Consider the following 12346-nt stretch of genomic DNA (forward strand, 5'->3'; position numbering starts at 1 on the left):
CTCATGGCTCACGGTCGTCTCGCAGATCCCGAATGCTCTCTCGGTACCGATCCCCGTTCCGACCCGCGAATGGTCAAGGCGCTGGCGCAGTTTGGTCTCGACGGTCTACTGGCCCCACTCCCGGTGACCGTCGATTCGCCGCTTCAGGAGCGGATCGAGTTCAGCAAGCTCGGTGAGGACGGCATGGCTGCGGTGTTCGCTGCGCTGGCGCAGGAGAGCCCTGCTGTGGAGGGCGTGACCACCACGACGACGACGATCGCGGGCGGTGACGGCAACGACGTGACGCTGTACATCAGTCGCCCGGACGGTGTGTCCGGCGCGTTGCCGGGTGTGGTGCACCTACACGGTGGTGGCATGGCGATCAGTCGCGCCGATGACCCGGGCTACCTGAAGTTGCGCGAATACCTCGCCAGCACAGGCGTAATCGTGATCGGTGTGGAGTTCCGCAACTCCGGCGGCAAGTTCGGTCCGCATCCGTTCCCGGCGGGACTCAACGACTGCGCGGCGGCGACGCAGTGGGTATCGGCGAACCGCGCTGAGTTGGGCATCAGCCATCTGATCGTGTCGGGGGAGTCCGGCGGCGGCAACTTGACACTGACCGTCGCGCACAAGGCGAAACGCGAAGGCTGGCTGCATGAGGTCGCCGGGTTCTACGCGCAGTGCCCCTACATCTCGAATCGTTGGTCGGAGGACTGCGAGGACCTGCCGTCGATGAAGGAGAACGACGGGTACTTCATCAGCCTGCAGCAACTCGCAGTGCTCGCCTCGCTTTACGATCCCACCAATTCGCATGGCGGCGACGCCACCTGCTGGGCCTACGTGGCCAGCGACGCGGAGCTGAGCGGTCTTCCGCCGCACGTTATTTCGGTCAACGAACTCGATCCGCTACGCGACGAAGGACTCGCCTACTACCGTCGGCTACTGCGTGCGGGGGTGCCCACTGTCGGCCGGATGGTCCTCGGCACCTGTCACGGCGGCGACCTGATGTTCCCTGGCGCCATGCCGGAGGTGTTCGAAGCGAGCATGCGTGACGTCAGCGCATTCGCGAAATCGCTGACCTAATCGGCGAACTCCCGCCACAGCCGGGCGGTTTCGCGGCCGACGTCGGCGTCGTGGGTCTGCTGGAAGTTGCGGCCACCGCGGGCGAACGTCGCCAGCACGGCCGCAGGAACGTCCTCCTCGCCGACCGGTTCGGCCAGCCACCGGCACGGTCGGACATGCACGAGGTCGACGGCCACCGCGGCGGCGTCGTCGTCGTAGAAGTACGGCCCGTCGATCCGGCCCAGCCAGTAGCGGCCGGCGTCGTCGCGGGTCCAGACGAACGCGCCGTCGGGGATCGCCATGAACCGCTCGACCCGACGGCCGAGCCGCTCCTGCTCGCCGCGGTCCATGACCCGCCTGCCGAACCCGCACACACCGAGCCTGCGGGCACGCTCGACCGCAGCCCGGCTGTCCACGTCGTCGCTGCGCGACCGCATCGGTGCGCGATAAACCTCGGGCATAGCGCTCATCCTGCGCGATATGCTCCCGCGCGTGGCCACGTTCTGGCGCTACGTCAAGATTCAGCTGATGATGTTCGTCTTCGGCATCGTCGGACCGATCTTCTTGATCATCTTCTTTGCGACGCAACCCGATCCGACGATGAAGTGGGCGTACTGGGCCGGATTGTTCATCACCGCAGCCGACGTGTTGATCGCGATCGCGCTGACCAAGGCCAGCGACCCGGACAAGACGCCCGCCGATCTCCGGCTCGCGCTCAAAGTCGCACAGCGCCTGCAGGGCGGCAACGGGCCTACGGGCGACTAGCTGATGCGCCGCGTGACGTGGCCTGCGATCAAGTCGTACATCCGGCGGGTGACTTCGGTCGCGTCGCTCATGATGTTGTAGCCGTGGTCCACGCCGCTGACTTCGACGTACTCCACCAGCGAGCCGACCGCGTCCAGCTTGTCGGCGTACCGTTTGGCTTCTTCCCGGAGTCGGTCGAACTCGGCCGTGACGACCAGTGCAGGCGCGATGCCTGCGATGCCGTCCCCGTTCGTTCCCCATGCGGGCGAGGCAAACCGGTGGCCGCGTTGCGCGCGGTCGGGAATGTAGGCGGTGTCGAAGACGTCACCCATCCACGGTTGCAGCACCGCCTTCGAGCCCAGCGGCGACGTCTTGTCGGCGGTCGGCGTCACGAGGTCGAGCGGGGGGTAGTGCAGCATCTGCAACGCGATCGCGGGGCCGCCGTTCTCCAGCGCCATCCGGGAAGCGGCCGCCGCCAGACTGCCTCCCGCGCTTTGGCCTCCCACACACAACCGGGAGCCGTCCCAGTCGCGTTCGGGTGCCGACGCCCATTGCAGGACGTCGTAGATCTGTTCGACGGGCGCGGGAAATCGTTTATGCGGCGCCAACACGTAATCCGTATTGAGCACATGGACATTGGCGTTGGCGGCGAGATATCGGCACCACGGGTCGTCTTGTTCGCGATGTCCTACGACGAAACCGCCGCCATGAACGTTCACGTACACCCCGGCATTGCCTGTTGATGTCGGCGGACGATAGATCGTCGCGGCGACAGCTCCATGGCGGGTTTCGATGCTGATTTCGGCGGTGTCGCCGAGGATTTCGGGAAAGCGGACTCCGGGTTTAGGAGTGGGGTTGATTGCCGCAGCGAATATGCGCGCGATTACGTCGGCCACTGGCCGTTTTGACAATATCGACACGAAGCCTCTCAACGCCGGACAGCCCGAATGCATTACCGCACGGTTGCGACGGGTCAGCTGAAGGGCGGCCGCCGGTCGATTCGCCGGGACGCCAATCCCGCCGAGCGCCACACCCGCGCGATCCAATCGACGTCCTCGTCGGTGACCAGATTGCCCATCACCCGCACCGCGATGTTCATCAACATCGTCGAACGCATGGCCAGCGGTCCCGTCGACGGCAGGAACCGCGGAATCGTCAGGAGCAGCCCAAGCCGCCGCGCGGCCGAGAACGCGCGCGCGTAGTGCGCCGTGAGCACCGCGGGCCATGCCGACGTCAGGTCTCCGGTGCCCAGCATCTCGGCGGCCAGCCTGCCGGTCTCCAGCCCGTAGTCGATGCCTTCACCGTTGAGTGGGTTCACGCAGGCCGCGGCGTCGCCGATCAACATCCAGTTCGGCCCGGCCACCCCGGACACCGCGCCACCCATCGGCAACAGCGCCGACAACGGCGCGCGCGGTTCACCGGTGAAGCCCCATTCCTCGCGGCGCAGCGACGCGTAATACGACATCAGCGGCCGCAGCGCGGCGTCGGCGGGACGTTTCGACGTCGCCAGGGCCCCGACGCCGATGTTCACGTCGCCGTTGCCCAGCGGGAAGATCCAGCCGTAGCCGGGCAGCACGCGGCCCTCCGGTGAGCGCAGTTCCAGATGCGACGTGATCCACGGCTCGTCGCTGCGCGGCGTGGAAAGGTAGCCGCGGATCGCCACGCCGTAGACGGTCTGCTGGTGCCATCCCCTGCCGAGCATCCGGCCCAACGGCGAACGGGCACCGTCGGCGACGATCAGCGACGTGCAACCGATCTCGGCACCGGAGCCCAACACCAACGAGGACACCCGCCCACTCGAATCATGGCGGACGTCAGCGACTTTCGATCCCAGCAGCATCTTGGCGCCGTCGTCGGCGGCCACCATCCGGATGCGGTCGTCGAGTTCGGTGCGGGGGACCGCGCTGCTGACGGCCGGGAACGACGGACCCGGCCACTCGACTTCGACGTCGCCGCCGAAGCCGATCAGCCGCAGCCCGCGGTGCTGCACGCGGCCTTCCAGCCAAGGGCCGAGGCCCAGCCGCTGCAGTTCCAGCACCGCGCGCGGGGTCAGCCCGTCGCCGCACGCCTTGTCGCGGGGGAACTGCGCCGAGTCGATGACAAGCACGTCCCGACCGGCGCGACAGGCCCACGCGGCGGCCGCCGAACCCGCCGGACCGGCCCCGACGACCACCACGTCGGCTCGCATACTCACGCCTCCCAGTATGTTGGCAGGGTGAGGACACCAGCGAGTGTGGTGGCGGGGGTTGATTTCGGAGACCCCGTGTTCGCGCATGACGTGCGCGACGGAGTGGCCCGCATCGAGGACCTGATGGCCACTGAGCTGGGTAAAGCCGATGAACTGATGTCGGAGGCCGTCCAGCATCTGTTCCAGGCAGGCGGCAAGCGGTTCCGCCCGCTGTTCACCGTCCTCTCGGCCCGGCTGGGGCCAGAGGCCGACGCGTGGCAGGTCACCGTCGCAGGCGCGGTCATCGAACTGGTGCACCTGGCGACGCTGTACCACGACGACGTGATGGACGAGGCTCAGGTGCGTCGCGGCGCACCGAGCGCCAACGCCCGGTGGAGCAACAACATCGCGATCCTGGCGGGGGACTACCTGTTCGCGACCGCCTCGCGGCTGGTCAGCAGGTTGGGCCCGGAAGCCGTGCGGGTTATCGCCGATACGTTCGCGCAGCTGGTCACCGGGCAGATGCGCGAGACCAGGGGAGCGGCCGACGGCGTCGACGAGGTCGAGCACTACCTGAAGGTGGTGTACGAGAAGACCGCCTGCCTGATCGCGGCCTCCGGCCGGTTCGGTGCGACGTTCTCGGGTGCCGACGAGGAGCAGATCGAACGGCTCAGCAGGCTCGGCGGCATCGTCGGCACGGCGTTCCAGATCTCCGACGACATCATCGACATCGACAGCGACCCCGATGAATCGGGCAAGGTGCCGGGCACCGACCTGCGCGAGGGCGTGCACACCCTGCCGGTGCTGTACGCGCTGCGCGACACCGGGCCGGACGCCGACCGGCTGCGGCAACTGCTGAAGGGACCGGTCGAGAACGATGACGACCTGGCCGAGGCGCTGCAGCTGCTGCGCCGGTCGCCGGGGATGGCGCAGGCCAAGGACACCGTGGCGCGCTACGCCGCCCAGGCCCGCGACGAGTTGGCCTTCCTGCCGGACGGGCCTGGTCGCCAGGCGCTGGCAACTCTGGTGGACTACACGGTGAACCGGCACGGCTGACCCAGGAACTCCCACAGCGGGGCCGGGCGTTGAATCAGCGGTTAGTTCGTAGGAGGAAGCGCAATGACCTGGCATCCGCACGCCAACACCGCGAAGACCTTTTTGCTGCTGGCGGGCTTCTCGGCGCTGATCGTGTTCGTTGGGGCGCTGTTCGGCCGCAACATCATGTTCCTGGCCGTGCTGTTCGCCGTCGGCATGAACGTCTACGTCTACTTCAACAGCGACAAGCTGGCGCTGCGGGCGATGCACGCCGTCCCGGTCAACGAGATGCAGGCGCCGGTGATGTACAAGATCGTGCGCGAGCTGGCCACCACGGCGCGCCAGCCGATGCCGCGGCTCTACATCAGCGACACCTCCGCGCCGAACGCGTTCGCCACGGGTCGCAATCCGCGCAACGCCGCGGTGTGCTGCACCACCGGCATTCTGCAGATCCTCAACGAGCGCGAACTGCGCGCCGTGCTGGGCCACGAGCTGTCGCACGTCTACAACCGCGACATCCTGATCTCGTGCGTCGCAGGCGCGATGGCCGCGGTGATCACGGCGCTGGCCAACCTCGCGTTCTTCGCGAGCATGTTCGGCGGTAACCGCGAAGGTGGCACCAATCCGCTTGCGATTCTGTTGGTTTCGCTGCTCGGCCCGATCGCCGCGACGGTGATCCGGTTGGCGGTGTCCCGGTCGCGGGAGTACCAGGCCGACCAGTCGGGCGCCGAGTTGACCGGTGACCCGCTGGCGTTGGCTTCGGCGTTGCGGAAGATCAGCGCGGGCGTGCAGCAGGCGCCGCTGCCGCCGGAGCCGCAGTTGGCCGACCAGGCGCACCTGATGATCGCCAACCCGTTCCGGTCCGGCGAGCGCATCGGCAAGCTGTTCTCGACGCACCCGCCGATCGAGGACCGCATCCGCAGGCTGGAAGCGATGGCAGGCCGGGGTCCCGGCCTCTACTAGGCGCTACTTCTTCCGGGGCCGGGCCGTGGCCTTGGGCATCGGACGCCAGATCGCAACCGAGGTCTTGTACGACAGCTTCTTGGCCCAGTGCACGCTCACCTTGACCGCGCCGACCGGGTGACCGTCATCGATCGCCGCCTTGATCTGCTTGGCGATCTCGACCACCGAATCCGGGACCTTCTTGTAGTGGCCTTCGCGGTCGATGACCCGCTGCAGCCGACTCTTGACGAAGCCGTGCGGATCACGCTGTGCGTCGGAAAACTTGCCGGGATAGTCCTTTTCGGAACTCTTGACCTCGAAGAAGTAGATCCATGCGACGTCACCCTTGACCTTGATCGCGACGAGGTCGACGCCGTGACCGCTGGGGTTCTGCAACTCGACGACCGAGTAGCCCCTCAGTTTGAGCGTCAACTTGAAACTGGCCTCGCCCATCTCACCGGTGCGCAGATCGCGGCCGTAGTTCTTGCTGGCTTCGGCCTCGATCCGCCTGCGCAGGTCCGCCAGGGAGGCATCCGTGAGCTGAGCCATCTCGGCCTCCAGCTCCTTGTCGCCTGGCGTCAGCAGACCCTCGAGCCCCTCCCACGGCTTGGTGGCCGCGGTCAGCGCCACATTCACCGCTTCCACGGGGTCGATCTTCTTCACAACGCTGCCACCGAGCTCCTTTTCGGTCTGTCGCACCAGACCGCGCTCGGTGTTCGAGATCGTCGGGCTGAACGCGGCCTCGGTGAGATCGGCACGCCTGCCGAGCGACGGCGCGCTCGTCAAGGCGATCGCGAACGCCGCCAGCATGGTGCGGTTGATCTCGTCCCACCGCTTGCAGAACTTGTCAGCGGCTTGGTTCAGCGAATCGCCTTCGTGCAGAACGTAATAGACGACTTCCTTCCAGAACTGCGGGTTGTCGTTGCCCAGCACGTACAGCTCGAGACGGTCGACCCCCCGCCACGCAAACCAGCCGCCGCGCACCGCGTACCACTTGATCCATTCGACGTCCGGCCAGCCCTTCCACTCCTTGCTGGGAGGTACTGGAGGCACAGGAACGATGCCGTAAGGAAAGGCCGCGACATACAGCCCTGGCTTGAGCGCGGTGAGCGCCTGCCCGCCGGTCATGCCGAGCGCGGGCACGTAGGTGTTGTTGTGCGCGCGGTTGGCTTCGCGGGCCCTCTCCTCGGCCGCCTCACGCGCCCACCGGTCTTCGGCGAACTCATCGCCGCCCTGTATCACGCGGTACCACAACCGTTCGCCGTACGACGACAGCAGCGTCAGGTCGAACGCGCCTGCCTCCCATTTCAGCAGCCAACGCATCGCCGGGTTCCCGCCGCGCTGCGGTTCGAGCGTGTAGCGGGGCGGTAGTTCGCCGCTACGGAACACCAGCTTGGCGATTTCGTGCGCGAACACCCAGGTGTCGAAGTCCAGCGTCATCGACCGTGCCAGGGTCTGTTGCACCCGGGCCTGCGGCACGTTCGCGGTGCCCCGCTTGTCTGTGCCCCGCTGTTTGGCCGTCGGCGATGACATGCGCTACGCCTCAGGCGGCACGACCACCGAGCCGTTACCGTCGATGAGGATCTGCTTGTCGATATCGGGATCGCCGCGCTCGGCGACCAACAGGCGACCGGCGTAGCGCAGGTTCTCCAACTCGAGCTTGCGCACCTCGGCGCGCGCCTTGGAGACGTCGACGGCGCGGTGCCGTAGCTTGAAGTCCTCGAGGTTGGGATGCTTGCCAGGCAGCGCGTCGATGTACAGCGACCGGCTGGGCACCACGATCTCCTCGCCGGGCCTGCGGGGCGCGCTGAGGATGCGACGGTATTGCTCCTCCAGAATCGGCAACAACTGGTCGAAGTCGGCCTCCGACAACGTGTTTCGGAGAGCCTTGACGTGTTTGACAAAATCTTCTGGGGTCCACGCGCCCAGTTCGTCGGGGTCGTGCACGCCGAGCTCGGTGTCGATGTATGGCGTCATCATGAAGTCCGTCAGCGCGTTAGAACGCTTCAGCGGGAAGATCATGTAGTTGCCCTTGAATCCGAGCGGGCTGTCCAGATCGGCGATCTCTGCCAACGTGCGGTCCTCGGCCGGGTCTACGGGATCAACGGGATCCGCCGGCGTACTGAAAACCTTCTCCGAAGTGACCTTGAATACCACGTGATCGGGCTTGGGGACGATGTGTGCCGGCGGCGCATCGAGACGTTCGACGGTGTACTGGACCGACGATGCGCGAAGCGTCGGCGCCTTGAGTTTGTGCACGGAGAAGTAGAGCTGATCGCGGAACGTGTGACTCCAGATGGCCTGCATGTAGTACAGCACGTTGGCCTTGAAATGCACCCGTAGCGCGGCGACTTGAAGGAGCCGGTTGGAGTGCTCGGCCAGCGCCTGGGCGTAGTCCGCGGTCGCTTTGTACAACGCCGCGGCTTCGCTGCGCAGCGACTCCCGCAGCTCCTGTTCGGCCCGAACGGCCTTCTCGTAGTAGGCGCGTGCGTTCTCTTCGCGAACGCGCACGGCTTCGAGGTCATCGCCTTCGCCCTCACCGGTCACCCAGTCGGAGAGCGAACCCCACCAACCTTCCTGCGCCTCTTCGTCGATCTTGTCGGCTCGCAGATTCATCATCCGCTCGAGCTCGTTGTTGCGCTGCTTGACCTCGGTCAGCAACTGTGCGTGATTCCGCTCGATGGTCTCGACGCTGGTGCGCAGCCGGTTCACGATGCTCTGCCGCTCGCGCAGGGCGAGTTCGTCTCCGACGATGGTCGTCGTCAGGTAGCGCAGAGCGTCTCGGTAGCGGTCGTCGAGCAAGACGCGGTTGATGATCCAGCTGTGCGTGATGAGAATGCGGTCGATCGAGCGGCGACTCGGGTTGGGCACCTCCATGCCGACCAGTACCACCGGCGTCAACCGGTGTAGCTGTTCGCATACCCGGAAGCGCCGCTGCAATTCGTAGAACAAGTACGTCACCGTGAGTTCGTCGTTGGGATTGGTGATCTCGGTCGACTCCGTCGACTCGAACTCCGACGTCTCCTTGGTTTCGATCTCCAGCTTGTGGTTGTTCTTGTACTCGCGGGCGGCCTGAAGCACCGCCTCGCGCATCGACTTCTTGGTATCGGCCGAGTCGTCGGAAGCGTCCTTGGTGAACGATGTCTTGCTGTCGCCGTCGGCGATGCCGATGTCGTAGCTGCCCTCCGCGGTGAGCGAAAAGCTCGTCTTGCCTTGCGCTTTGCGCACGATCTCCGCCTCGTCGCGGCCCTGGTCCTTTGACTCGTCTTTGCGAACCTCGAGGCTGTCCTCCATCTCACGGACCATGCGTTCCTTGCGCTCCACCCGCTTGATGTTGATCTTGCGGGTTTCCCGAGGGGTGAGCGTGATCGTGCCGACGAGATCGCCGACCTGGTAGGTGAGCGGCTCCCACCGCTGCCGATACGTGACGTTGAGGCCGTAGTTGACGCTGCCGGGGGCGAACACCTCGAAGCTGTACTGCTCGTGCAGCAAGGCCTCGAGCTGGTCGAGCAATTCATGCGGTTGCTTTGGCAGACCGTCGATTTGGGCGTCTTTGACTCCGCCGACCACCACGGGGCCGATCGGCGGCCAGTGTGGCGGCGTCGGCGGCGGCGGTGTTGGCGGAACCGGCGGGTAGCCCGGGTCACCGGGGGCCAGCGTGGGGGGGGTCGGGTTCATCATGGGGTCGACCGGGCGACGGGCGAGCGCAGTTGGGATGGTCGGGGTTTCGGCGCGCATGACGTGGCCGAGTTCGGCCCGCAGCGCCTGCAACGGCTTGGCGCCTTCGTCGACGGCCGTCACCGGATCGCCGCCGGCGTCGCTGACCGCGCGGGCGAGCCGTGACGAGATCTCGATGACCTCTTCGTCGACGGCGTGTGTCCAGACGTGGTCGAAGGCGATCTGCAGGTGGTGGAAGTCGTAGATCGCGGGCACGTCGGCGGGGCCGCCGCGCAGGGCGAAGGTGTCGGTGCCGCTTTGCACGGCGGCTTGGTCGGTTCGTGTTTCGGTCGGCGGTGCGTCGGGCGTGGCCATGGTGTCGACCAAACGGTGAATGTAGGCGGGCAAGTCGTCCTCGGTGGCAACAGGAGGTTGCCCGGATGGCGGCGTGGTGGGGTCCGGCGCCGGTGCAGGGTCGGCGAGCGCCTCGGTGAGCGACGGTGGTTGCGATGCCTGGTCCTCGGCAAGCGCCAGGGGATCCTCGCGGGTGCGGTCGGCGGTCCGGAACGCATCCTCGGCCGCGCCGAACAGCTCGCGTTCGACGATTGGGGCCGGCACATCAGTGGGCGTGCCTGCGGCCGTCGGGAATTCGGTTGGGACGTCGTCGCGCGGCAGTTGGATATAACCGACCGTCGGCGGCTTGGACCGGTTGGCAGACCGCGCCAGCGCGTTCCAGCTGGCGGTGTGGACTTCGTCCTCCGTTGAACCCGGTGCGATGTAGCCGGTTTTAGCGCTCGCATGTCCGGTGAGTTGATCGAGAAGCCGCGGTTGGAACTTCTCGTCGATGGTGCGGGCGCGTTCGCGTTCCTTGTCGACTTCATCCTTCGCGAGCTGGCGTAGCTCGTCCTTGAGCACTGCGGTGCGAGCCAGTGTCGCTTTGGCGCCGTGCAGCGCGAAGGCGGGTTGTTCGAGGGTGGTGTCATCCGAGCCGGCCGGAGGTGTGAGGCCCGCGGCTTCGAGCGCGGCAGAGGTGAGGGTGATCAGGAATTCCTCGACCGGGCCTGCTTTCCGACGCGGCTCTGGTGTGGTGTACAGCTTCGCGCCCTCACGTTCGCCATCGGGCGCGCGCACGACGACGACGATGTCATGGCTCCTGGCCGGCTCGCAGGGGTAGACGACTTCGAAACCGCCGTCCTGTCCGGTGATGACAGCCCCCAGCCGCGAGACGTCGGCGGTCTCGGACGGCGGCGTCGTGGCGTCGTGGCGTGTCACGTCGAACGCCGTCACGACGAGATTCGGGATGCCGACTCCGGACTCTGTGAGCACGATCCGGCCGCCGATGCGTTGAAATGTTGATGCCACTGTCGTTCCTCCCCTGTGGCCAATAAGCGCTCAAGGTAGGCCTGACGGCAGCGTCAACACACGAGTAGTGCGCTACTCGTACTGAGCGACCTGTGCACATTCCGGAGCGCTGAGCGCGCGTCAACGCACACAAACCGGACGGTCAGGGCCACTGGACCCCGATTTCGTCGCAGATCGGCGGGATGATGATCAGCGCCCCGCGCGGGCTGCAGAACGGCGTGCCGGGCGGCTTCGTCGGCAGGGGAGGCGGCATCGGGAATTCCGGCGCGGGAATGTCGGCGGAGATGAAGCTGTCCAGCGGATTGCCCTGCAAATCGACCATCCGCACGTTGCCCTGGCCGAACGGCACCGTGTACCAGGTGTGGCACATCTTCATGTCCCACTGGATGTTGTTGAACGGCAAGGCTTCGCCTGGACACCAGCTGTGCGGCTGGGCCGAGAACGTGTCGGCCTGCGCGGCACCTGCGCCGAAGACCAGGGCGGCGCCGGCGGCCAGCACCGCGGCCGGAAGCGTGATTCGGTTCATTCGTCCAGTACAGAGGCCGGTCTGAGCTACCGATCCCAACATCGTCCTGCGGTAACGCGGGGCGATCGGGGGTCGATGTGCTCAGTATGGTGCGAGCCAGAAGCGGGCGATTTAGGGTGTGGACCGTGCTGAGCAGAGTTTTCCTGGGCGTCCTTGGCGCGGCGGCCGTCGTCGGCGCGCCGGGTTTCGCGACCGCTGAACCGCCGCCCGACCCGCCGCCGCAGCCGCCGCCACCGCCGAACGTCAACGCGCTGGCGCCGGTCAAGCTGTCCGATTACGCGATGATGGACGGCAACTGGTTCGCGTTCACTACGCCGGAAGGGGTGATCTGCGCGCTGCAGAAGGGCAACGGCTACGGCTGCAGCGGCCCGATCCCCGCCGCGCCGGAGGGCGCGAACCTGGTCAGCGCCGGCTACGGCGGCCCGGCGGGCTTCTCGATCGCGCCGCGCAACGTCTTCGAGGCGGCCGCAGCGGCCAAACCGCTGCCGCCCGGTTCGCGGATCAGCTATCAGACGGTCAGCTGCGGCAACGACGGCACGACCACGACCTGTGTCGACAGCCGCAGCCAATCGGGTTTCGTGCTGAGCCCGGCGGGCAGCTTCATCATCAACTCGGAGAACCCGCTGCTGTATCGGCCCGACAACCGGGGTCCGTTCTCCAACTGAGTGGTCGTGCCACCGACCGGGTACTCGAACGCATCGAGTACGAGGAGGCACGATGGCTAAGGATCATGGGTCCAGCGTGAAGAACGACAAGCAGTACGAGGGCCTGCGCAAGAAGGGCATGAGCAAGGAGCGGGCGGCCAAGATCGCCAACACGCCCAACGCGTCGAAAAAGGGCGGCAAGAACAGCCATAAGAAGTCGAGCTAGCC

At 66.5% G+C, this 12346-nt stretch carries 12 protein-coding genes; 6 read left to right on the top strand and 6 right to left on the bottom strand.

Going from position 1 to position 12346, the window contains the following annotated elements:
* The first annotated feature begins 3 nt into the window (after nucleotides 1-3).
* Nucleotides 4-1062, top strand: coding sequence for an alpha/beta hydrolase (locus C1A30_RS08205; RefSeq protein ID WP_101947795.1), 1059 nt, complete (start codon nucleotides 4-6; stop codon nucleotides 1060-1062).
* On the opposite strand, the gene C1A30_RS08210 is transcribed toward C1A30_RS08205, so the two are convergent.
* The gene (locus C1A30_RS08210) at nucleotides 1059-1502 is read right to left on the bottom strand and encodes a GAF domain-containing protein (protein ID WP_200828215.1); all 444 of its coding nucleotides are present in this window, start codon (nucleotides 1500-1502) and stop codon (nucleotides 1059-1061) included. The genes C1A30_RS08205 and C1A30_RS08210 overlap by 4 nt on opposite strands.
* 31 nt (nucleotides 1503-1533) lie before the next feature.
* Here C1A30_RS08210 and C1A30_RS08215 point away from each other — a divergent pair, with 31 nt between their 5' ends.
* Nucleotides 1534-1806 (top strand): hypothetical protein, encoded by a 273-nt coding sequence (locus C1A30_RS08215; protein WP_101950054.1) that lies wholly within the window; start codon nucleotides 1534-1536, stop codon nucleotides 1804-1806.
* Here C1A30_RS08215 and C1A30_RS08220 read toward each other — a convergent pair.
* Together C1A30_RS08220 and menJ are read right to left on the bottom strand one after the other, a co-directional pair.
* A complete protein-coding gene (locus C1A30_RS08220) occupies nucleotides 1803-2705 on the bottom strand; it encodes an alpha/beta hydrolase (protein WP_101950055.1) in 903 nt (300 codons plus the stop codon). The genes C1A30_RS08215 and C1A30_RS08220 overlap by 4 nt on opposite strands.
* Before the next feature lie 53 nt (nucleotides 2706-2758).
* Nucleotides 2759-4060 carry a menaquinone reductase gene (menJ, locus tag C1A30_RS08225; RefSeq protein WP_369974106.1) on the bottom strand — a complete coding sequence of 434 codons (1302 nt, stop codon included), beginning with the start codon at nucleotides 4058-4060 and terminating at the stop codon, nucleotides 2759-2761.
* Here menJ and grcC1 point away from each other — a divergent pair.
* Together grcC1 and htpX are read left to right on the top strand one after the other, a co-directional pair.
* Nucleotides 4001-5008, top strand: coding sequence for a nonaprenyl/(2E,6E)-farnesyl/geranylgeranyl diphosphat synthase (gene grcC1 / locus C1A30_RS08230; protein ID WP_200828217.1), 1008 nt, complete (start codon nucleotides 4001-4003; stop codon nucleotides 5006-5008). The genes menJ and grcC1 overlap by 60 nt on opposite strands.
* 63 nt (nucleotides 5009-5071) lie before the next feature.
* Entirely contained in the window at nucleotides 5072-5950 is an 879-nt protein-coding gene (gene htpX / locus C1A30_RS08235) for a zinc metalloprotease HtpX (protein ID WP_101947799.1), read from the top strand.
* 3 nt (nucleotides 5951-5953) lie between these two features.
* Here htpX and C1A30_RS08240 read toward each other — a convergent pair whose 3' ends face one another.
* From C1A30_RS08240 to C1A30_RS08250, 3 genes are all read right to left on the bottom strand, one after another.
* Complete coding sequence (locus C1A30_RS08240) at nucleotides 5954-7462, bottom strand: hypothetical protein (RefSeq protein ID WP_101947800.1); 1509 nt, start codon at nucleotides 7460-7462, stop codon at nucleotides 5954-5956.
* 3 nt (nucleotides 7463-7465) lie between these two features.
* Complete coding sequence (locus tag C1A30_RS08245; RefSeq protein ID WP_101947801.1) at nucleotides 7466-10948, bottom strand: hypothetical protein; 3483 nt, start codon at nucleotides 10946-10948, stop codon at nucleotides 7466-7468.
* A 142-nt stretch (nucleotides 10949-11090) separates the two neighbouring features.
* The gene (locus C1A30_RS08250) at nucleotides 11091-11474 is read right to left on the bottom strand and encodes a hypothetical protein (RefSeq protein ID WP_101947802.1); all 384 of its coding nucleotides are present in this window, start codon (nucleotides 11472-11474) and stop codon (nucleotides 11091-11093) included.
* 125 nt (nucleotides 11475-11599) lie between these two features.
* Between C1A30_RS08250 and C1A30_RS08255 the strand changes: the two genes are divergently transcribed.
* A complete protein-coding gene (locus tag C1A30_RS08255) occupies nucleotides 11600-12139 on the top strand; it encodes a hypothetical protein (protein ID WP_369974107.1) in 540 nt (179 codons plus the stop codon).
* 52 nt (nucleotides 12140-12191) lie between these two features.
* On the top strand, nucleotides 12192-12344 hold the full coding sequence (locus tag C1A30_RS35765) for a hypothetical protein (protein WP_197518772.1): 153 nt from the start codon (nucleotides 12192-12194) through the stop codon (nucleotides 12342-12344).
* Nucleotides 12345-12346: the final 2 nt, after the last annotated feature.

The sequence above is a fragment of the Mycobacterium sp. 3519A genome, assembly GCF_900240945.1.
Lineage (GTDB): Bacteria > Actinomycetota > Actinomycetes > Mycobacteriales > Mycobacteriaceae > Mycobacterium.

Excerpts from the sequence above, each read along its gene's own strand:
- htpX (WP_101947799.1), top strand. The coding sequence starts at position 5,072 with ATGACCTGGCATCCGCACGCCAACACCGCGAAGACCTTTTTGCTGCTG.
- C1A30_RS08210 (WP_200828215.1), bottom strand. The coding sequence starts at position 1,502 with ATGCCCGAGGTTTATCGCGCACCGATGCGGTCGCGCAGCGACGACGTG.
- C1A30_RS08205 (WP_101947795.1), top strand. The coding sequence starts at position 4 with ATGGCTCACGGTCGTCTCGCAGATCCCGAATGCTCTCTCGGTACCGAT.
- C1A30_RS35765 (WP_197518772.1), top strand. The coding sequence starts at position 12,192 with ATGGCTAAGGATCATGGGTCCAGCGTGAAGAACGACAAGCAGTACGAG.
- C1A30_RS08240 (WP_101947800.1), bottom strand. The coding sequence starts at position 7,462 with ATGTCATCGCCGACGGCCAAACAGCGGGGCACAGACAAGCGGGGCACC.
- C1A30_RS08250 (WP_101947802.1), bottom strand. The coding sequence starts at position 11,474 with ATGAACCGAATCACGCTTCCGGCCGCGGTGCTGGCCGCCGGCGCCGCC.
- menJ (WP_369974106.1), bottom strand. The coding sequence starts at position 4,060 with ATGCGCGAACACGGGGTCTCCGAAATCAACCCCCGCCACCACACTCGC.